This is a genomic window from Herbiconiux aconitum (genome assembly GCF_024979235.1).
GTDB lineage: Bacteria > Actinomycetota > Actinomycetes > Actinomycetales > Microbacteriaceae > Herbiconiux > Herbiconiux aconitum.
This window is the reverse complement of record NZ_JANLCM010000002.1, coordinates 935741-956912: the sequence shown is the minus strand read 5'-3', so window position 1 is coordinate 956912 and position 21172 is coordinate 935741. Positions and strand designations below refer to the sequence as shown.

The following is a 21172-nucleotide window of genomic DNA, read 5'->3' as shown; positions in this document are numbered from 1 at the left end:
GGAACCGGCGAAGCGGTACCGACACGGCAGAATACCCCTATGAACTACACACGCAGATGGAAGCCGTTCTGGCGGTGGGAGGCCTTCCTCTTCGCGATGGTTCTCGTTCTGGCGATCGCCGCCAACTTCGTGACCCGGGCCGACTGGCCGGTGCTGGGTCCGATCTTTGCGATCGTGCTGCTCGTCGGGGCCGTCGGCATCGCCGTGCTGCTCGTGCTGCCGCTGTTCCTCCCCAACGGCCGAGACAGTGAGAACACCCGGAAGAGCCTCGAGGGCGTCGAACTCCTCGAGGTCGACCCGACGAAGACGCTGCGGGTGGTCGATTCCGATCGCCGGCAGAACGCGATCGACGCCGCGCAGGCGAAGACCTCAGGCCCCGTGACAGCGGTGCTGACGCCGGATGCGAGTCGCTGGCTCGGCCGCGAGCTGCGCGTGGCCGTCGACCTGATCGGGGGAGACGGCCAGATCTACCGCGCCGGGTTCGTACCGCCTGAGGTCGATCTCGAGCTGGGCGCCGCTCTCCGGCGCCTGGCGGCACGCCGGGCTGCCGTCGTCGTGCCGGTCACGATCCACGGGTCGGCGCGCCCGTTCACCGTCGACTTCGGCCTCGGCGAAATCCCGGCCTGAGTGCCCGCTGGACCCACGGCGAGCGTTCCTCGGTTCTCCGCCCCCCGCCTGTTAGGATAAAGAGGTTGAGAGCAGGCTGGCAGGAAGCTGGTCCTCGGTGGTGGTTTTCCGAATCGCGTTCTGCATCATGCAGACGCGTCGCGGAGGTCTTCTACTGGTGGCCAGCATGTGTTCATTCACAGCGTCGCCCATCGACACACGTAACGGCTCGTTTTCGCTGCCGTCACGCCTGCTCCCACGCGAGGAGTCGCGACCCACACGGGGTTGCGACGCTAAACAAAGGAGACAGACCTCTTGGAAGGTCCTGAGATCAAATTCGCCGAAGCCGTTCTCGACAACGGCAAGTACGGCACCCGCACGGTTCGCTTCGAGACCGGCCGCCTCGCGCAGCAGGCCCAGGGCGCCGTTGCCGCTTACCTCGACGAAGAGACCATGCTGCTCTCCGCCACGAGCGTGAGCAAGCACCCGAAAGACAACTTCGACTTCTTCCCGCTGACGATCGACGTCGAAGAGCGTTCCTACGCCGCCGGCAAGATCCCCGGTTCGTTCTTCCGCCGCGAGGGTCGCCCCTCGACCGAGGCCATCCTGGTCTGCCGTCTGATCGACCGCCCGCTGCGTCCGTCGTTCGTCAACGGCCTCCGCAACGAGGTCCAGGTCGTCATCACCGTTCTGAGCATCGCTCCCGACGAGTTCTACGACTCGCTCGCGATCAACGCCGCTTCCGCGTCGTCGCAGATCTCGGGCATCCCGTTCTCGGGTCCGATCGGTGGTGTGCGCCTCGCGCTCATGCCGGGTTACGGCTCAGAGCCCGACCAGTGGATCGCGTTCCCGAAGTACTCGCAGCTCGAAGAGGCCGTGTTCGACCTCGTCGTGGCCGGCCGTGTCGTGACCGACAAGAACGGCAACCAGGATGTCGCGATCATGATGGTCGAGGCCGAAGCCACCGAGAACAGCTGGAACCTGATCAAGGGCGGCGCCACCAAGCCGAACGAGGCCATCGTGGCCGAGGGCCTCGAGGCCGCCAAGCCCTTCATCAAGCAGCTCGTCGAGGCTCAGGCTTCGATGGCTCAGCAGGCGAACAAGGCGGTGCAGGAGTACCCCGTGTTCCTGCCCTACTCGCAGGCTGCTTACGACGCGGTCGCCGAGCTGGCCTACGCCGAGCTCGTCGACATCTACCAGATCGCCGACAAGATCGAGCGCCAGAACGCCGACGACGCCCTCAAGGAGCGCGTCAAGGCCGCCGTTCAGGTCAAGGTCGACGCCGGTGAGCTGGGTGGCGACGTGCCGCCCATGGTCTCCGCCGCCTACAAGTCGGTCACCAAGGTGGTCGTGCGTGGTCGCATCCTGAAAGAGGGCGTGCGCATCGACGGCCGTGGACTGGCCGACATCCGGCCGCTCGACGCCGAGGTCGCGGTCATCCCGCGCGTGCACGGCTCGGCGATCTTCCAGCGCGGCGAGACCCAGATCCTGGGTGTCACCACGCTGAACATGCTCAAGATGGAGCAGCAGATCGACTCCCTGAGCCCGATCACGAAGAAGCGCTACCTGCACCACTACAACTTCCCGCCCTACTCGACCGGTGAGACCGGCCGCGTGGGTTCGCCGAAGCGTCGCGAGATCGGGCACGGCTTCCTGGCCGAGCGCGCGCTCGTGCCGGTGCTGCCGAGCCGCGAGGAGTTCCCCTACGCGATCCGTCAGGTGTCGGAGGCCCTCGGGTCCAACGGCTCCACCTCGATGGGTTCCGTCTGCGCCTCGACCCTGTCGTTGCTGAACGCCGGTGTGCCGCTGCGCGCCCCGGTCGCCGGTATCGCTATGGGTCTGGTGTCGGACGAGGTCGACGGCGAGACGCGTTACGCGGCTCTCACCGACATCCTCGGCGCCGAAGACGCCCTCGGTGACATGGACTTCAAGGTCGCCGGCACGTCTGAGTTCATCACCGCGATCCAGCTCGACACCAAGCTCGACGGCATCCCGACCTCGGTTCTGGATGGTGCCCTCAAGCAGGCCAAGGCCGCTCGCGACGCGATCCTCAACGTGATCAACGCCGCGATCGACGCGCCCGACGAGATGGCCCCGACCGCGCCCCGCGTGATCTCGGTTCAGATCCCGGTCGACAAGATCGGCGAGCTGATCGGCCCGAAGGGCAAGACGATCAACGCGATCCAGGACGAGACCGGCGCCGACATCTCGATCGAGGAAGACGGCACCGTGTACATCGGCGCCGTCGACGGCCCCTCGGCCGAGGCTGCCCGCCAGCAGGTCAACGCCATCGCGAACCCGCAGAACCCCGAGATCGGCGAGCAGTTCCTCGGAACCGTCGTCAAGCTCGCGACCTTCGGTGCGTTCATCTCGCTGCTCCCGGGCAAGGACGGCCTGCTGCACATCTCCGAGGTGCGCAAGCTCTCCGGTGGCAAGCGTGTCGAGAACGTCGAAGACGTGCTCGGCGTCGGCCAGAAGATCCTCGTGGAGATCACGAAGATCGACGACCGCGGAAAGCTGTCGCTCGCTCCGGTGCTCGCCGAGCTTGCAGACACCGAGGGTTCCGCCGCGCACAGCGAGGGCCCGACCGACCCGGCCGAAGGCTAGGTCTCACTGCAGCACCGGATGCCCGTCCCGATTCGTCGGGGCGGGCATCCGTCGTTTGTGGGGGTGAGCGGGGGTGCCGCCTGCCGGAGGGCCGCCAGATTCGCGGGTGCCGACCCGCCGCCCCTCGGGCTCGCCCGGCCTTCGGCTGGGCGGGCCCTTATTGCTCGCGCCGCCGCTGCTGCGGCGCGAGGCGACATGTTCGCGTGAGGTCGCTTCGCGGCCTCGCGCTCACCCTGGGGCGTCGAGCGCGGCCCGCGGCCTGCGGTCTCGTTCCCCACGACTTGGGAAACGAGAGCGAAACGACGGAGGGGGCGCGGAACTGCGGGCTGAGGCTCCGTCGTTTCCGGTCTGGGGCGCGAAACTCCGTCGTTTCGCACACTCGAATGCGGCGCGGCACGCAACGGGCCCTACTCGACGCCCGCGGTAAAGCGGCGAAGCGGTACCCACGTTCCCGGAGCGAGGGAAGGTAGGCTTGCCCCTGATGAACAACGCCGTGCCACTACCCCTTGACCTTCCGGAACTCTCGATCGGCACCGTCGCCGAAGGGCTGGTGCGGCGAACGATCCTGCCGAGCGGGGTGCGCATCCTCACCGAGCACATCCCGGGCAGTCGCAGCGCCACCATCGGCTACTGGGTGGCCGCCGGCTCGCGCGACGAGCTGGGCGCCGTTGCCGGTGTGCCGTCGCGATTCGGGTCGACGCACTTCCTCGAGCACCTGCTCTTCAAGGGCACGCCGAGTCGCACCGCACTCGACATCGCGATCTCGTTCGACTCGGTCGGCGGTGAGCACAACGCCGTCACGGCCAAGGAGTACACCTGCTACTACGCGAAGGTTCGCGACGCCGACCTGCCGATGGCCGTCACGGTCATCGCCGACATGCTGACCTCCTCGCTCCTCGAGCACGGTGAGTTCGAAACCGAGCGCGGCGTCATCCTCGAAGAGCTCGCCATGGCCGAAGACGACCCGTCGGATCTCGTGGGGGAGCGTCTGTTCGAAGCCGTGCTCGGCGAGCATCCGTTGGGCCGCCCGGTCGGCGGAACGCCGGAGACCATCCGCGCCGTCACTCGCGACGCCGTGTGGGAGCATTACACCGCCTCCTACCGGCCCAACGACCTCGTGGTCTCGGCAGCCGGTGCCGTCGATCACGATGCCATCGTGGCGGCCGTGACGGCGGCTCTGGATGCGTCGGGTTGGGACCTCTCGATCATCGCTGCCCCGCGCCCCCGCCGATCCGTCGAGCCGGCCGTGCTCGGTCGCCCTCGCCCGGTCAGCGTGGTCGCCAAACCCACCGAACAGGCGAGTGTGATGGTGGGCATGCCCGGACTCGTCGCCACCGACGACCGTCGCACCACGATGGCCGTGCTGAACTCCGCGTTCGGCGGCGGAATGTCGTCGCGACTGTTCCAGGAGGTGCGTGAGAAGCGCGGCCTCGCCTATTCCGTCTACTCCTACGCGGCCAGCTACTCGGATGCGGGCGTGTTCACGATGTACGCCGGCTGCACCCCCGAGCGCTCGGGCACGGTCAGCGAACTCATGCTGAGCGAGCTGCGCCGCCTCGCTGCCGACGGCATCTCGGCCGACGAACTCGATCGCGCCCACGGCCAGCTCTCGGGCTCTGCCGCCCTCGCACTCGAAGACTCCGACACGCGCATGTCGCGGCTCGGCCGCTCCGAACTCACCCTGGGCGAGTTCGTCGACCTCGACGAGAGTGTGCGCCGCCTGATGGCCGTGACGCGCGACGACGTGCAGGAACTCGCGCAGGAGCTGGCTGCGCATCCGGTGAGCATCGCCGCGGTCGGCCCGGTCGATGACGACGCCTTTCGCCAAGTGGTGAACATCTGATGGCCCACACCCTCTACCTCGTGCGTCACGGGGAGCAGCTCGACGCCGAGCACGGCGTCGACGACGGACCCCTCTCCCCGCGCGGCCAACGCCAGGCACGGCTGATCGCGGATCGGCTCGGCGGTGTGCCCTTCGACAACGTCTGGCATTCGCCCCTGCAGCGCGCCGAGCAGACCGCGCTCATCATGAGCGAGCACCTGCCGGCCCTCGACCCCAAGCCGAGCGCCCTGCTCTTCGACTGTGTGCCGACCGGATACTCGCCGCAGATGCCCCACAACTTCGAGCCCTTCTTCAACTCCGTCACCGAAGACGAGGTGGAGGCCGGACGCGCCCAGATGTCGGATGCGGTGGCCGAATTCCTGACCCCGTCACGCGCCACCACCCACGACCTGCTGATCACGCACAACTTCGTGATCGCCTGGTTCGTGCGGGAGGCGATGGATGCGCCGGAGTGGCGCTGGGCCGGGCTGAACCAGGCGCACGCGGGTCTCACGATCATCCGATTCAAGGCCGGCCGCCTGCCTGAGCTCGTGGCCTACAACGACCTGGGCCACTTGCCGGTGGAGTTGCGTACCGGTGTGAACGACCCGCAGCCGTATTAGCTTGCCGCCACATCCCACCGCCCTCTGACTTGGGAACGAGAGCGCAGGCTGCGGGCCGCGCTCGATGACCCAAGGTGAGCGCGCGGCCGCGTCAGCGACCGCTCGCGAACATGTCGCCTCGCGCCGCAGCAGCGGCGGCGCGAGCAATGAGCGCCCGACCAGCCGAAGGCCGGGCGAGCGCGGGAAGGGGCGAAGCGGTACCCACATTCCCGGTTCAAGTTCTAAAGGAGCTTGCGGTACCAGCGGGTCGCGTTGGGGTTGTCGTTGTAGGGCGGGATCTGCTCGTAGCCGAGGCGTGCGTAGAGGCGGGCCGCCCCGTCGAGCGTGTCGTGGGTGTCGAGCACGAGTTCGGTGGCGCCGAAGGTGCGCGCCCGGTGCTCCAGGTCTGCCATGAGCAGCCCGGCCCAACCGCGCCCCCGCATGGCGGGAGAGAGCCAGACGTGCTTGACCTCGAAGCGCACGACGCCCGCATCCGCGTCGGCGAGCATCCGGATGCCGCCGCAGCCCACCGGGGTTCCCTCGTCGTCTTCGACCACGAGGAAGACGCCGTTCACGCCGTCGAAGTCCACGGGAGACGGGTACGACACGGTGTACGGCCCGCCGGACTGCGGAAACGCCCCGGCACGGAACGCGAAGTAGTCGTCGAGAAGAGCTCGTTCGGGGCCGCCGGTGACGTCGCCGGTTCGGATGCGCATGCCCCCAGCCTACGAGCCGCCGGCCGACCGAGCGGGCACGACGAAGCGGGCCCGGCGAAACGGGCCCGGGCGGAACGGGGCCGGCGGAACGCGGTCGGCGAAGTGGGGTCGGGGTAACGCGGTCGGCGAAGTGGGGTCGGGGTAACGCGGTCGGCGAAACGCGGTCAACGAAGCGCGGTCAACGAAATGGGGTCAACGAAGCGCGGTCAACGAAATGGGGTCGGCGGAACGCGGCGGCGTGACGGCGCGTTCTGCGGTGAGAGCGCCCGGTGCGTGGGCTCCCACGACCACTTCGCAAGGCGCGCCGCAGCGGCGGCGGCGCGCAATAAGCTGGAACAATGACTACGAAGGTTGCCGTCGTCGGTGCGACAGGGAAGATGGGCCGACTGATCTCGGGTCTCGTGGAGGAGTCGCCCGAGTTCGAACTCGTCGCCTCGCTGGATTCGCGGAGCTCCCTCGACGACATGTTGGTGGCCGAGCTCGTGGTGGACGTCACGGTGCCTGGTGTCACCCAGAGGGTCGTCGAGTTCGCGGTGGCGAACGGCAAGAACCTTCTGATCGGCACGTCCGGATGGTCGGCCGACCGCATCGCGGGCCTCCGTCGCAGCCTCGGCGACGAGCCCACGTCGGGCATCGTGGTGATTCCGAACTTCTCGCTCGGCTCCGTTCTCGCCACGTCGTTCGCCGCGATGGCGGCGCGGTACTTCGACTCGATCGAGATCGTCGAGACGCATGCTTCCACGAAGGTCGATTCGCCCTCGGGCACCGCCGTGCGCACCGCCGAACTGATGGGTGCGGCGCGGGCCGCCATCGGACCGGTCGCCGCTCCTCACACCGACCAGCGGGCGCGCGGGCAGCAGGTGGCGAGCATCCCCATCCACAGCCTGCGCCTGAACGGGATCGTGGCCAAGCAGGACGTCGTGTTCGGCGGCACCGGCGAAGTGCTCACGATCACCCATGAGACCATCTCGCCGAGCGCCTACGCGGCCGGAATCACGCTGGCTCTCGCAGCGGCGGCCACTGCACGCGGCGTGATCCTGGGGCTCGACCAGTTGCTCGGCCTCGATTCCGGGTCGGCCCAGGGCGGCCATCCCGTCGCCGGCGCCGGGGCGACGGATGCCGCGTCGACCGATTCCGCATCGTTGCCGACCGACCCCGACCCCGAGAACGTGTCCGGACAGGCGGCCACCGCCACGAGTGTGCATCCGTGAAGAACCGCTTCGCCGCCCTCCTGATGGCGGTGCTGCTGGCCGTCTACATCGTGCTCGTCGGGGTGCGCGCCGTGCAGTTCGTGCTGACGGGGGTGCCGATCGCGATCGGGATCGGGGTGGCACTCATCATCCTGCCGATCGTCGGCGCTTGGGCGCTCGTGCGCGAGCTGATGTTCGGGATGCGCACCCAGCGCCTCGTCGAGCAGCTCGAGAGGGAAGGCGAGCTGCCGGTCGACGACCTGCCGAAGAAAGCGAGCGGGAGGCCACTCCGCGCGGCCGCCGACGAGGAGTTCCCGCAGTACCGCGACGCCGTCGAGGCCGACGAGACCGACTGGCGCGCCTGGTTCCGACTGGGCCTCGCCTACGACGCCAGCGGCGACCGCCGTCGTGCGCGCGGGGCTCTGCGCACGGCGATCGCCCTGGAACGCAAGGGGCGTTAGCTGCTCTAGACGGCGGCCAGGGCCTTCTCGAGGGTGTCGTCGCGGAAGGTGAAGCCGTCGGCCGCGAGGCGCTGGCTCGAGACATCCTGATCGGACAGTAGGAGGTCTTTGCCCGCGTCAGCCAGAGCCGCCTTCAGCGCCCAGGCCGGCGCGCGGAGCCAGTACGGCCGGTGCAGCTGCTCGGCCAGTTCGCGCACCACCAGACTCGCGGCGGCGGGCTCCGGGCCTACGAGGTTCACCGGGCCGTCGAGCGACGAGTTCAGCAGGTGCCGGATGGCGGCGGCTTCGTCGTAGAGGCCGATCCACGGCCAGACCTGATCGCCCGTGCCGAGCGGCCCGGCGAGGCCGGCCTTGGCCATCAGTCTCAGGGGCTTCAGGGCGCCACCGCCCGCTCCCACCACCAGTCCGGTGCGCACGACGACGACCCGTGTGCGAGCCGCGGCCGGTGCTGCCGCGCGCTCCCAGGCATCCGCGACTTTGGCGAGGAAGCCATCGCCGGCCGGCGCGGCCTCGGTCAGCAACTCACCGGGCCGGTCTCCGTAGAAGCCGACGGCCGAGCCGCTGATGAAGACGTCGGGCGGCGATTCCGAACGCAGGATCGCATCGGCGAGCGTCGAGGTGGCCTGGATGCGCGACTGCAGGATCTCCCGCTTGTACGACAGCGTCCACGGCAATCTCGCGATGGAAGCGCCGGAGAGGTTCACCACGGCATCTGCGCCGTCGATGATGCTGGACTTGATCCAGCGGGCCTCCGGGTCCCAGGTGCGCTCCAGCGGGGTGCGCGCCGGGCGGCGCACGAGGATCAGCACGGTGTGCCCGTCGGCGCGGAGCTGGGCGGCGAGCTCGGTTCCGATGAAGCCCGAACCACCGGCGATGAGCACGGTGCGCGGTTCGGTCATCAGCTCGTCCTCGCCGCCGTGACGATCCCCGGTGCGATCACTACGCGAGGCTCGCTTCGAGGGTGATCGGGATGCCCGCCAGGGCACGCGAGATCGGGCAGCCGGCCTTCGCCTCCTCGGCGATGCGTTGGAAGTCGGTCTCCGAGATGCCGGGAACGACCGCGCTCACCAGCAGGTGGCTTCCGGTGACGCCTTCGGCGGGGTCGAAGGTGACGGCGGCCGTGGTCTGCAACGACTCCGGCCTCGACCCGAAGCGGGCCAGGGCGTTCGCGAACGCCATCGAGAAGCAGGAGGCGTGCGCCGCGCCGAGCAACTCCTCGGGTGTGGTGACGCTGTCGGCCCCCTCTCCTTCGGAACGCGCCTTCCAGTTCACGGCGAAGGTGCCGGCCTTCGAGGTGTCGAGCGTGGTCGTTCCCGACCCGGTGAGCAGATCTCCGCGCCATACGGTCGTGGACTCGCTGGTGACAGTCATGGGACATACCTCTCCGTCGGTGCGTCCAGACTATTCGCTTTCGCCCGAAGCGTCAGGCCATTTCCTCAGGTGCGGGGCGAAACCGGCCTCACCCGGATGAGAAGCAGGTAGAGCTGGCAGCCGATGCAGTAGCCGAAGACGGAGTTGAGGAAGGCCGCCACGAAGGCGAGCGAGGCGAAGATGGTGATGGCGAACGGCACGCCGAGCGCTCCGAGCACGAGACCGGCGAGCGTCACGATGAAGCCGACGAGCTGCGCGAAGGTCGGCGGCTTCGGGTCTTCGAGTTCGGCCGGAGGGGCCAGCCTCGGTCGCACCAGCGTGCGGAACAACCAGCCGAAGGGGTGCCGCTTGACGCCGGCGGTGGCGCCCCAGAGGAAGAGGAGGCTGAGGGCGGCCAGCAGCAGGAAGGCGGGGGAGAGGATGCGTGCCACCGGCGCTAACTGCGTATCGGTGGGATAGGCGAAACTCAGCACGATCGTGACCAGCAGCAGAACGGCGGTGATGCCGGCCGTGAACCGTGGGGCGCGGGGGTCGATCATGCGAGCTCCTTCAATCGGGTCTCCACCACGGCCCGGCGCACCGCGCCGCCGATGCGGGTGCGAACCACTCCGTCGCGGTCGAGGATGAGCGTGGTCGGGGTCTGCAGGATGCTGAAGCGCTGCACCAGATCGGGCCGGTGGGTGACGTCGACGTCGAGGTAGGAGACACCGCTCGTGCGGGTCGAGATCTCGGCGAGAACGCGGCGGGTGGCGGGGCAGCCCGAGCAGAACTCGGTGGAGAACTGCACCAGGGTCGCCCGCTCGCCGAATCGGGGTGGTGTGGTTCCGGCGGCGGCGTCGAAGAGCTCGGGTGGCACGGATGGCTGTGCCGCCACGGCGCGAGCGGCGCCCTGCCGCGACTTCCATGCGAAGCCCACGAGGGTGCTCACGGCGACGAGGCCGATGAGGAACGCGATGACGACGAGAAGATTCATGGTGATCGCAGCGTAGGCGGCCCCGCCCCGTCGCATCCGTTCATGACGATTGTTACGACCAGAGCACAGCAGAGCAGAGGAAAGGGAGGAAGAGCGAAACGAAATTCGAACGCAACAGGCCTTACTCAACGACCCAGGGTGACGGCGAGGCCGCGAAGCGACCTCACCGGAACATGTCGCGCGGCGCCGGGCAGGGACCGGCGACGCCCGGAGAGCCCGCGCGAAGCACGGGCCCTCCGGCAGCTATGGTCAAGTGTGATCGAGTTCCGAAGCGATGTGACCGTCGAGCTGGTGCGCTCGAGTGCCCACGATTCCGATGTGCTGTTCGCGGCGCGTGTGTCGACGCAGGGCGAGCAGACGCTCTCGTCGGCCGAATCCGGGGAGGAGGCCGACCCGAAGCGCGACCGGGGTCTCATCAACTACCTGATGCGCGACCGGCACGGTTCGCCGTTCGAGCACAACTCGATGACCTTCTACGTGCAGGCGCCGATCTTCGTGTTCCGTGAGTTCATGCGGCACCGCATCGCGAGCTACAACGAGGAATCGGGCCGCTACCGGGAGCTGCGTCCGGTGTTCTATGTGCCCGGCGCGTCGCGCAACCTCGTGCAGGTGGGCAAGCCCGGCGCCTACGACTTCCTGCCCGGCACGCCGTCGCAGACCGAGCTCGTGACCGAGGAGGTGCGTGCCGTCTGCACCGCCGCCTTCGAGTCGTACGAACGGATGCTCGAAGCCGGCATCGCCCGCGAGGTCGCGCGCATCGTGCTGCCGCTGAACATCTACTCGTCGATGTACGTCACGATGAACGCCCGCTCGCTGATGAACTTCTTGTCGCTGCGCACGAAGCGCGCCGACACACACTTTCCGAGCTTCCCGCAGCGCGAGATCGAGATGTGCGCCGAGAAGATGGAGGCCGTTTGGGCCGAGTTGATGCCTCTGACGGCAGCGGCTTTCGACGCCAACGGGCGGGTGGCCCCGTAGGGCTCCGTGATACGCTGACCCCGTGCTTTTCGGTCTGCTCCTTCTTAGCTGCCGCGACGAGTCCTAGTTCTCAGGCCTCCCTCGTCGCGGAGTTCGCTGTCGGCTGACCACCACACCAATTCACGAGGGAACGCACCGATGAAGAACAATCAGGCCGCTTCGGCCATGCCGATCCACAAGTATCGGCCCTATCACGAGCAGATCGACGTCGAGCTGCCCGACCGCACCTGGCCCACCAAGCGCATCGAGGTGGCACCGCGCTGGTGCGCCGTCGACCTGCGCGACGGCAACCAGGCGCTCATCGACCCGATGAGCCCCGAGCGCAAGCGCATCATGTTCGACCTGCTCGTGCGCATGGGCTACAAGGAGATCGAGGTCGGCTTTCCGAGCGCGTCGCAGACCGACTTCGACTTCGTGCGGTCGCTGATCGAAGAGAACGCGATTCCGGATGACGTCACCATCCAGGTGCTGACCCAGGCGCGTGAGCACCTCATCCGCCGCACCTACGAGTCGATCGCCGGTGCCAAGCAGGCGATCGTGCACCTCTACAACTCCACGAGCATCCTGCAGCGCGACGTCGTGTTCCGCACCGACCAGCAGGGCATCGTCGACATCGCCCTCGAGGGCGCGCGCCTGTGCCGCGAGTTCGAGAAGACGATTCCCGAGACCGCCGTCTACTACGAGTATTCGCCCGAGAGCTACACCGGCACCGAGCTGGCGTTCGCGGTCGACATCTGCAACCAGGTGATCGAGGTGTTCGAGCCCACGGCCGAGCGCAAGGTCATCATCAACCTGCCCGCCACCGTCGAGATGGCCACGCCGAACGTCTACGCCGACTCGATCGAGTGGATGAGCCGCCGTCTCGCCCACCGCGAGAACATCATCCTGTCGCTGCATCCGCACAACGACCGCGGCACCGCCGTCGCGGCAGCCGAGCTGGGCTACCTGGCCGGCGCCGACCGCATCGAGGGGTGCCTCTTCGGAAACGGGGAGCGCACCGGCAACGTCGACCTGGTGGCGCTCGGCCTCAACCTCTTCACCCAGGGCATCGACCCGCAGATCGACTTCTCCGATCTCGACGACATCCGCCGCACCGCGGAATACTGCAACCAGCTGAAGGTGCCGGAGCGCAGCCCGTGGGCCGGTGACCTCGTCTACACGGCGTTCAGCGGATCGCACCAAGACGCCATCAAGAAGGGCTTCGAGGCGATGGAGGCCGATGCCGCCCGCCAGGGCGTCACAGTCGACGAGCTGGTCTGGGCAGTGCCCTACCTGCCGATCGACCCGAAAGACGTGGGGCGCAGCTACGAGGCGGTCATTCGCGTGAACTCGCAGTCGGGCAAGGGTGGCGTCGCCTACCTGCTGAAGACCGACCACGCGCTCGACCTGCCGCGGAAGCTCCAGATCGAGTTCTCGGGGGTCGTGCAGACGAAGACGGATGCCGAGGGCGGCGAGGTCACGAGCGACGAGATCTGGTCGATCTTCAACGACGAGTACCTGCCCGCTCCGGCCGACCGGGCCGAAGACAAGTGGGGCCGGTTCGAGCTCACGCGCACCCGCACGGCGAGCGACCTCTCCGGGTCGGTCTCGCTCGAGGTCGAGCTGCGGGTGGGCGACGAGGTGATCGAGACGGGCGCAACGGGCAACGGCCCGATCGCCGCGTTCCTGAACGTGATGAGCGAGCAGGGCATCGAGATCAAACTGTACGACTACGTCGAGCATGCCTTGAGCGCTTCCGGTGACGCGCTGGCGGCCGCCTACGTGGAGCTGCAGGTCGACGGCACGCGCCTCTGGGGTGTCGGCATCGACGCGGACATCTCGACGGCGAGCCTGAAGGCCGTGGTCTCGGCCGTGAACCGCGCCATCCGCGTGCGTGACGCCGACCGCGAGCTCGCCGCGGTCTGATCTCGAGCACCCGCGGGTGCTCGCCAGGTCGCGCAAAGTCGCCTTTGCGGGCTTCGTAAGGGCGACTTTGCGCTACTTCACGTCGTTCTTGCGCGGCTGCTGACGGCCGTCGCGGAGCTCGATGACGCGGTCGGCACGCGCCGCGAACACGGGGTCGTGCGTCGCCACGACGGCAGCGACCCCGCGCTGGTGCACCAGCTCGGCGATGAGATCCATCACGATCTGCGCGTTCTGACTGTCCAGCTGACCGGTGGGCTCGTCGGCGAGGAGCAGGCGCGGATTCGCGACGAGTGCTCGCGCGATGCCGACCCGCTGCTGCTGACCGCCGGAGAGCTCGTCGGGCAGCTGATCGGCGTGATCCGCGAGACCGACCGTGCGGAGGGCTTCGCGCACCCGGGCGTCGCGCTCGGCGGCATCCGTTCGACGCAGCCGCAGCGGCACCTCGACGTTCTCGGCGGCCGTGAGCACGTCGAGCAGGCCGAAGCCCTGGAACACGAAGCCCAGGGCGTCGCGCCGCAACCGGGCGACGCTGTCGGCGTCGAGGCCTGCGACGGCCACTCCGTCGATCTCGATCGAGCCCGAGGTGGGTTGGTCGAGGGTGCCCACCAGGTTGAGCAGTGTCGTCTTGCCCGCCCCTGAGGGGCCGCGCACCACCACCAGTTCGCCGGGGGCGACGTCGAACGAGATGTCGTCGCAGGCGCGCACCTCACCGGCGGGGGTGGTGAACACGCGGGTGAGGCCGCGCGCGCTGAGCACGGGCGGGGTGGTGGCGGGCCCGGATGCTGAGCCGGTTGCGCTGCGCGCGCGGGCCGGCGCCGTTCGTGCTGTAGTCGGCGGATGCGGCGCCGTGTTCGCTGTCGGATCGGTCACGGGGTCTCCTCCTGTGGGGTGGCGGGCTGCTCCAACGGCCCGGCGTGGCGCGCGCGCCGGCGTGGCACGGAGGCCGGTTCCGTGGGGTAGCCGGGCGACGCAGAGGCCTCGACGGCGGGCGCGGGTGTTGGCACGGTCTCGACCGTCGAGCGGGGCCGGGTGGTGCGGTTCAGAGCCCGGGGCGGGGCGGCGGAATCACCCGAGTACACCCCGACGTGATCGCTCTCGAGCGCCAGGCGCACCCGATCGCGGAGGCCCAGCTCGGTGGTGAAGTTCTCGGGCAGCTGCAAGCGGCCCACCCGGTCGAGAACGGCGAACTCCTCGGCGACGGCGTGCTCCGACCCGTCGTCGGCGATGCGGGTGCTGCGCAGCACCTCGGTCGAGGTGCGGCCGTCGCGGATCTGCACGGTACGCCGAACGTGCGACGACACCGACGGGTCGTGCGTCACGATGAGCGTGGTGACGCCGCGCGACTCGTTGACCGAACGCAGGGCGTCGAGAACGTCGACGCTCGACGCCTCGTCGAGCTCACCGGTCGGCTCGTCGGCGAGCAGCACGCGCGGCTCGTTGGCGATGGCGACCGCGATGGCCACGCGCTGCTGCTGTCCGCCCGAGAGCTGATCCGGTCGCCGGTTCCGGATGTCGCCGAGCTCGAGCAACTCCACCAGCTCGTCGGTGCGCCGGCGGCGGTCGCGGGCGGCACCGCTCCGGGCGATCGCGGTGACCGCCTCGATGTTCTCGGCCGCGGTGAGGTAGGGGAGCAGGTTCTTCGAGGTCTGCTGCCACACGAATCCCACGCTGCCACGCTGGAACTGCACCCGCTCGCGGCCGCCCATGCTGAGCAGGTCGTGGCCGGCCACGCTGGCGGAGCCGGCGGTCGGCGTGTCGAGCCCCGACAGAATGGAGAGCAGGGTCGACTTGCCCGAGCCCGAGGCTCCGATCACGGCAACGATCTCGCCCGGTTCCACGCGCAGGTTGAGGCCCTGCAGCGCCTGCACCTCGACCCCGCGGGTGCTGAAGATGCGCACCAGGTCGACGCACAGGATGTGCGGGTCGACGGATGCGGTGCTCTCGACGGTCATCTGGTCATCCTTCCTCACCGGGCGAACGAGGGATCGCAGACCGCGACCGGCGCACCGTGCTGATCAAGAGTGTTGCAACGGCCACCACCAGGAACCCGGCCACCGCTCTCGCGGCGGTCAACGGGTCGACTGTCACGCCCGGTCTCTCCGTGCCTCCCGTGAACGCGGTGAGATCCGCGAGCGTGAGCACCAGGGCCGAGGCGGCGGCACCGGCGACGACGCCGCCCACGGTCGCGATCAGGATGGTCGGAGCCATCTCCCACACGGCGAGGGCGCGATTCTGACGGGCATCCGCGCCGAGAGCCGACATCAGTCCGGTCAGTCGGGCGCGAGCGCTCCGGCCGAGCGCGAGGGTCATCACGACCGCGCCGAGGCACAGCAGCAGTGCGAAGCCGATCGCGAACAGGAGCGCGGTCTGCAACGTGGCGATCCGCGGATTCGCGGCGGTCGAGCGAGCCATGTCCTGGGCGGTGGTGACCACGGAGCTGGTGCCGGTGGCGTCGTCCACGACCGCCTGTGCGGCCTTCGCCACCTCGGCCGTGTCGGCATCGGCGGCGACGCGCACGAGCACCCGCTCGGCCGAGGTGATGTCGCCCACCACCGACGCGCCGTTCTCGCGGTCGACCAGAAGCCACGAGGTCGCGGTGGTGAACGGCAGAGCAGCGGTGGCCGAGGTCGCGAGCACGTCGAGCGGATGCCCGTTCAGGCGCGGTTCGGCGCCGCCGAGATCGGCGACCGCCGGTGCGGAGGCGAACACGGGGATGACGGAGTCCTGGCCGTCGCCGGTGTCGGCGGCGAGGCCCGGCGGAACGGCGATGGCGCCCGGACGGCCGCGCTGCACCTCGGCGAGCCGGTCGGTGTCGACCACGACGGCGCGGATGCGCGTGCGCGAGCCGCCGACGATGACCACGACGGGCTGGTCGGCGAAGACAGCCGCGGTCGCTTCGACCCCGGGCACCTCGGCCACGTCGTCGAGCACCGCCTCCGGGATGCCCTGTCCGCGGATCGAGATGTCGGCGCCCAGATCGGCGACCGCCGCGGACTCGATGCCCGACCGCACCGTGCTGAGGAACACCGTCGAGAACAGGGCGATGCCCACGCCGATCACGACAGCGAACACGAGCACCGTGCCGCCGGGCGGGCGGCGGCGGGCTCGGGTCGCCCCGACGAAGGCCACGACACCGGATCGGGATCGCGCCCAGGCGGCGGTCCAGCGAAGGATCGAGGGGTAGGCGCGCACCGTGATGGCGCAGACGGCGAGGGCGATGAGGAGCGGTGCTGCGGCGGGCACCGGGTCGAACGACGCCCCGGAGGAGGACGAGGAGGAGGAGGCCGACCCACCGACGGCGAGCACGACGATCGACGCCGCCGTCGCGAGCAGGATGACGCCGTCGGCGATCCAGCGGATGCGGCGCGCTCCCGACCCGTTCGCTCCCGACCCGTTCGCCCCCGGCTCCGTCGCGGCTCCGACTCCGACCAACCGCCCGCCGCGGCTCCGCCCTCCCTGCAGCACCAGAACGACGACCGGGATCACCGCCAGCAGGAGGCCGATGCCCACAACGGTGAGCACACGAGTGATGGTGAACGTGCTCGGCCCGACGAGGGCGGCGGAGACGGCGAGCCCCGCCGCCGTGCCGATCGCGGCCCCGGCGAGCCCGATGGCCGCTCCTTCGACCGCGAGCAGGCCGCGGAGCTGGCCGGGAGACCCGCCGCGGGCGCCGAGCAGCGCGAGAGTGCTGCCCCGCCGCCGCAGGAGCAGGGATGCACCGAGCAGCACCACGCCGGCGAGCACCCCGACCGGACCGCTCACGGCCATGGCGATCACCTCGTTCGTGGCGGCGTTGCGCGCCAGCGAGTCGTCGATCAGGGTCGGCAGTCGAGAGCCGAACGAGAGTGAGGTCACGCCGGGCTCGAACGCCGGAAGCGGGGCGGGTGGCGCGCCCGGCTCGGTGGGCAGGGGCGGCAGGTTCGAGGCTGCAGAGGCGGGAGCGATCGGATGCGGCGAACTCACGAACTCGCGGAGCTGGCGACTCACGACCGGTGCCGATGACACGGTGAGCGCATCCGGGATCGCCGGGAACCACATCCGGGTCTGCTCGTGCACGGGCAAGCGGGCTGCGGCGACCCACGCGGCGGGATTGACGAAGGCCTCGGCCACCACGCTGGTGCCACCGGAGCCGTCTTGCACGAGCCCTGGCTCCACGATGGTCGGACTGTGCAACCAGTACGGGGCGTCCGGGTCGATCGCCCGGATGATGCCGGTGGGGATGACGGGATGCGTCTGCCCGTCTCCGAAGACGACCTGGCGTGTCTCGCCGGCTGCCCACTCCATCGCGTCGCTCACCGGTTGCGAAAGCACGACCTCGATCGGAGAGCCGGTTGACAAGAAGTCGTCGCCAGGGCCGGGCCAAGCGCCGGAGACGAGTTCGATCCGGTCGCTGTAGCGGGGGTCGAACCCGAAGCCGAGCTGGGCATGGCGCGTCGGCGGCAGGCCCGGGAGTTCGGTGAGCGGAAGCCGGTCGCTCGTCACGGTGATCTCCGGGTCGCCGAGCGCTTCGTCGAGCGGCTGCGGGAGACTGTCGCGGAGTTCGCGCAGAGCGTCTTCCTGAGCACCCCAGATGGGGTCGACATCGGGCGCCAGCCCGGTGGATGCCGCGCCGCCGGCCGATGCTCCCGTGATGGGCCCACCGGTGGCCTGGGCGATGACGTCGGCCTGATCGGCCGGCGCATCCGTCGCGACGTCGTACCGCACGGCTGCGGTCGCCGAGCGGGAGAGGAGATCCGGTGCGGCCGCGGCGAGCCCCGCCGTCAACCCCACCACGACCGCCAGCGCGATCGTGGCTGCCGGACCCGCAAGGATGGAGCGGCGGAGCAGCCCGCCCGTGGCAAGCGCGCGACCGTGCCCTGTCGGCACATGACGAGCCTTCATCGCGACCTCCTGACGAGCGATCCGTAGGCCCCGACGACCGCGGCTGCACCGACGGTCAGCGCAGCCAAGGCGATGGCTGCCTGCGGCAGATCGAAGCCGGCCAGTGCCTCGACGACATCGGCCCCTGGAACGGCGGCTCGGGCGAACACACCCGCGAAGGCCGTCGCCACGACCGCGCCCGCGACCACCCCGGCGAGCAGACCGTAGACGACCGCCGCGCCCGCTTCGCCACGACGCTCGGCCACGTCGTCGCGGCGCACGCTGCCGAGCGCTCCGAGCACGGTGGATTCGCCGCGGCGGGCGCCCAGCAGTGCCGCCGTCACCGCGACGAGGCAGACCAGCGCGACGACGACCCCTCCGGCCACCCCGGCCCGAACCGCGGCCACCGCCGGCTCGAAGATCGGTGCGGCGGAGGAGTTCGCCCGCGTCGTCACGGTCACCGCCGTGGCCGACGCGGTCGTGATCGTCGTGGCGGTGCCGGCGGGATCGGATGTCGCGACCCAGACCTCAGCGGGAAGGGGAACAGCCCCGCCCGCCTGCAGGATGCCCTGGGCGAGCGCCGTCGTGTCAGCGAAGGCGACCAGTTCGCGGCCGGAGCCGGGCACCGCGTCGACGGTCGCGGCGAGCACGATCTCGACGGGTCGCCCCGTCGACGGGATGAGGGTCAACGTGGCACCGGCGTTCACCCCCAACCGCTCGGCGAGGGCGGCGGTGAACAGCACGGGCACGCGCTCCTGGGCGGCGGGCGCGAGGATACGTCCGCGCGGGTTCTGGCGCGTCACGGTGGTCGAGAGGGCTCCGGAGCTGCCGCCTGCCACGAGTTCGACCGGCACCGTCTGACCGTCAGCGTTCGCGACGGCCGCGGCGTCGAGCACGAGGGCGGAGCGGGAGCCTTCGGCCGACCCGACCCGTGCGACATCGAGCCCGAGCAGGGTGAGTTCGCCGACGGCGGAAGGGAGCGGTGCGCTGAAGCCGGCCCCGTTCGCGGTCGTCGCGGCGTCGATCTCGCCCAGGGAGATCTCCGAGATCGCGCCGCTGCTGTCCGCGAGCCAGGCGGCGACGGTGACGGTTCCCGCGGTGTCGGTGAGCTCCGCCGAGTCCGTTCCGGTCAGAGTCACCGTGAGGGTGAGTGAGGTGGACTGTTCAGGGATTACTCCGAGACCGGGTGCTGCGCCGGAGGCGGCACCGAGATCGCCGACCGCGCCGGCCAGCTGCGTGCCCGGGAGTACCTGCGGCACGCTCGCGACCGGAAGTCCGATGAGGCCGATGTCGTCGGTGCCGAGGGTCGCGGTCGTCGACAGCGCGGTGGCGGCGGCGGACGTCCCCGGTGCCCCGGCCGCGAGCAGCGAGGACACCCGGGGGCCATCGAGGTCGACGTTGGCGGGCACCGCGACCTGGGCGCGCACGTCGGCGCCGGTCTGGAGTGCGGCCGTGCGCAGGTCGGTCTCGTGGAGCGAACCTGACACGGCGGCGGCGAACACGGCTCCGCCCGCGGCGAGGGTGGTGACGAGAACGGCGACCGTGAAGAGAGAGGCGCGCCGGGTGAGCGTGCGCACCGCGAGCAGTCGGGTGAGGGAGCGGCCGCGCGCGGCACCGGCACCGAGGAGACGGGTGATGGGGGAGATCCCGGCCACCGCGAACAAGGCGAGCGCGAGCATCCCGACACCCGGGGCCAGCACCGCGATCGGATTCACGTCGGCTCCGCCGGGCCCACCGACCGATCCGCCCGCGATCAGGGGAGAGCCCGCAGCGAGGAGCTGCCACCCCGCGAACGCGGCCAGAGCCGCCGTGAACAGCGCAGCGACGAGCGCCGGCGCTCCGGATGACCGCGGTGCGAGTGCGCGCCGCCCGGCTGCCCAGGCCGCGGCACTTCCTCGTGCCGTCACCACGATCACGGTCACCACGGCGGCGGCGGCCGCGATCACGCCGCCGGCAGCGAACGCTTCGGCGAGGCCGCCGACACCGCCGGCGAGCACCCATCCCGCAACAGCCCCCAGGGTGCCGCCGACGACGGCCGAGGCCACCGCCACGACCGCGGTCTCGGCGGCCGTCCACAGAGTCACCTGGGTGACGGATGCGCCCCGGGCGCGCAGCAGATGGGTGTCGGCGGAGCGGCTGCCCGCGAGCAAGGTGGCGAGCTGGAGCAGAGCGATCACCGCGAGTGTGGCGACGAGCACCGCGGGCACGAGCGTCACGGCCTGGGCGGCCGAGGCCTCCTGCGTCACACGCGCGGTCTCGGCGTGCAGGTCGCCCTCGACGGTCACCGATTGGGCGCCGAAGACGTCCGCCCGGGCCAGCAGCTCGGCGAGAGCGCCGTCGCGCGAGGCGGCCTCGACCGCGGTCCAGTCCGCGGAGGTGAGGGTGGCGGCATCCGGTTGGATCACCCATCGCGTGGTGGCGGCAGCGGTCACGCCCGCCAGGTCGGCGTCGGAGACGAGGAGGGGTCCGACCGCGTCGCCGGCGTGTCCGGAGGCCACTGCGGGGTCGGCGAACCACCGCGCGCCGGTCGGGTCGTCGGCGTGCCAGAGGGCGGTGACCAGGAATTCGCTGCGGCCGGTGTCCGGGCCCACGAGCACACGGTCGCCGGCGTCGACACCGAGAGCGGCAGCGGCGCGCTCCTCGAGCGCGGCCTCGCCCGGCGCGGTCGGCCAGGTGCCGGTCACGGTCGTGATGCCCGTATCGGACCGGTCGTCGGATTGCAGCACGACGGCGGGCAGACCGGAGCCACCGTCGGCTCCGGCCGGAGGCGCCTTCGGGTCGAGGATCTGCAGGGGAACCGGCGCCGTGCGCACGGTGCGCCACACCGCGAGCGGCACTCCAGGGAACGCGTCGTCGACCACCACGCGGGTCGCGGCATCCTGAGCGCCAGCGGTCGCGGGGTCGAACGAGCTCGAGACGCGCAGGGCGGCCTCGGTCGGGGGAGCGTCGGCCAACGTGGTGCGCATGGCCTGCAGCGTCGAACCGGCCAGGAAGCTGCTCGTGCCCCCCAGGAGTGCGACAGCGATCAGAACGACCGCGCCGAGCGCGAGGAGAAAGGACACTCCGGCCCGGGAGCGTTGT

Annotated in this window: 17 protein-coding genes; 8 read left to right on the top strand and 9 right to left on the bottom strand. The window is 70.2% G+C overall.

The genetic code is table 11. The features are described 5' to 3' along the window. Positions 1 to 39: 39 nt before the first annotated feature. The 4 genes from N1027_RS16035 (at position 40) to N1027_RS16020 (ending at position 5658) form a co-directional block, all read left to right on the top strand. Entirely contained in the window at positions 40 to 627 is a 588-nt protein-coding gene (locus tag N1027_RS16035; RefSeq protein ID WP_259509133.1) for a hypothetical protein, read from the top strand. 294 nt (positions 628 to 921) lie between these two features. Further along, positions 922 to 3213, top strand: a complete 2292-nt coding sequence (locus N1027_RS16030; protein ID WP_259509132.1) for a polyribonucleotide nucleotidyltransferase — start codon at positions 922 to 924, stop codon at positions 3211 to 3213. 481 nt (positions 3214 to 3694) lie between these two features. Then, the gene (locus tag N1027_RS16025) at positions 3695 to 5056 is read left to right on the top strand and encodes a M16 family metallopeptidase (RefSeq protein WP_259509131.1); all 1362 of its coding nucleotides are present in this window, start codon (positions 3695 to 3697) and stop codon (positions 5054 to 5056) included. Continuing rightward, positions 5056 to 5658 (top strand): histidine phosphatase family protein, encoded by a 603-nt coding sequence (locus tag N1027_RS16020; protein WP_259509130.1) that lies wholly within the window; start codon positions 5056 to 5058, stop codon positions 5656 to 5658. Before N1027_RS16025 ends, N1027_RS16020 begins: the two co-directional genes overlap by 1 nt. Positions 5659 to 5879: 221 nt before the next feature. On the opposite strand, the gene N1027_RS16015 is transcribed toward N1027_RS16020, so the two are convergent. Next, complete coding sequence (locus N1027_RS16015) at positions 5880 to 6353, bottom strand: GNAT family N-acetyltransferase (RefSeq protein ID WP_259509129.1); 474 nt, start codon at positions 6351 to 6353, stop codon at positions 5880 to 5882. 338 nt (positions 6354 to 6691) lie between these two features. Here N1027_RS16015 and dapB point away from each other — a divergent pair, with 338 nt between their 5' ends. Further along, positions 6692 to 7564, top strand: a complete 873-nt coding sequence (gene dapB / locus N1027_RS16010) for a 4-hydroxy-tetrahydrodipicolinate reductase (protein WP_259509128.1) — start codon at positions 6692 to 6694, stop codon at positions 7562 to 7564. Further along, positions 7561 to 8004 carry a tetratricopeptide repeat protein gene (locus N1027_RS16005; protein WP_372499752.1) on the top strand — a complete coding sequence of 148 codons (444 nt, stop codon included), beginning with the start codon at positions 7561 to 7563 and terminating at the stop codon, positions 8002 to 8004. Before dapB ends, N1027_RS16005 begins: the two co-directional genes overlap by 4 nt. A 5-nt stretch (positions 8005 to 8009) precedes the next feature. Here the strand turns inward: N1027_RS16005 and N1027_RS16000 are convergent, their stop codons facing one another. The 4 genes from N1027_RS16000 to N1027_RS15985 form a co-directional block, all read right to left on the bottom strand. Continuing rightward, entirely contained in the window at positions 8010 to 8903 is an 894-nt protein-coding gene (locus tag N1027_RS16000) for a TIGR01777 family oxidoreductase (protein ID WP_259509127.1), read from the bottom strand. Positions 8904 to 8943: 40 nt separating this feature from the next. After that, the gene (locus N1027_RS15995; protein ID WP_259509126.1) at positions 8944 to 9375 is read right to left on the bottom strand and encodes an OsmC family peroxiredoxin; all 432 of its coding nucleotides are present in this window, start codon (positions 9373 to 9375) and stop codon (positions 8944 to 8946) included. 65 nt (positions 9376 to 9440) lie between these two features. Beyond that, positions 9441 to 9914: a DUF4395 domain-containing protein gene (locus tag N1027_RS15990; RefSeq protein ID WP_259509125.1), complete on the bottom strand. Its 474-nt coding sequence runs from the start codon at positions 9912 to 9914 to the stop codon at positions 9441 to 9443. Beyond that, entirely contained in the window at positions 9911 to 10348 is a 438-nt protein-coding gene (locus N1027_RS15985) for a TlpA family protein disulfide reductase (RefSeq protein ID WP_259509124.1), read from the bottom strand. The genes N1027_RS15990 and N1027_RS15985 overlap by 4 nt, the downstream gene beginning before the upstream one ends. Before the next feature lie 255 nt (positions 10349 to 10603). Here N1027_RS15985 and thyX point away from each other — a divergent pair, with 255 nt between their 5' ends. Together thyX and leuA are read left to right on the top strand one after the other, a co-directional pair. Beyond that, positions 10604 to 11326, top strand: coding sequence for an FAD-dependent thymidylate synthase (thyX, locus tag N1027_RS15980; RefSeq protein ID WP_259509123.1), 723 nt, complete (start codon positions 10604 to 10606; stop codon positions 11324 to 11326). Positions 11327 to 11464: 138 nt separating this feature from the next. Continuing rightward, positions 11465 to 13231, top strand: coding sequence for a 2-isopropylmalate synthase (gene leuA / locus N1027_RS15975; RefSeq protein WP_259509122.1), 1767 nt, complete (start codon positions 11465 to 11467; stop codon positions 13229 to 13231). 72 nt (positions 13232 to 13303) lie between these two features. Here leuA and N1027_RS15970 read toward each other — a convergent pair whose 3' ends face one another. From N1027_RS15970 to N1027_RS15955, 4 genes are read right to left on the bottom strand one after another with little or no spacing between them, the layout of a single operon-like run. Next, the gene (locus N1027_RS15970; RefSeq protein ID WP_308199804.1) at positions 13304 to 14101 is read right to left on the bottom strand and encodes an ABC transporter ATP-binding protein; all 798 of its coding nucleotides are present in this window, start codon (positions 14099 to 14101) and stop codon (positions 13304 to 13306) included. Beyond that, positions 14098 to 15183, bottom strand: coding sequence for an ABC transporter ATP-binding protein (locus N1027_RS15965; RefSeq protein ID WP_259509121.1), 1086 nt, complete (start codon positions 15181 to 15183; stop codon positions 14098 to 14100). Before N1027_RS15965 ends, N1027_RS15970 begins: the two co-directional genes overlap by 4 nt. A gap of 4 nt (positions 15184 to 15187) precedes the next feature. Next, the gene (locus tag N1027_RS15960) at positions 15188 to 18112 is read right to left on the bottom strand and encodes an FtsX-like permease family protein (RefSeq protein WP_259509120.1); all 2925 of its coding nucleotides are present in this window, start codon (positions 18110 to 18112) and stop codon (positions 15188 to 15190) included. Further along, entirely contained in the window at positions 18109 to 21153 is a 3045-nt protein-coding gene (locus N1027_RS15955; protein ID WP_259509119.1) for a hypothetical protein, read from the bottom strand. Before N1027_RS15955 ends, N1027_RS15960 begins: the two co-directional genes overlap by 4 nt. Positions 21154 to 21172: the final 19 nt, after the last annotated feature.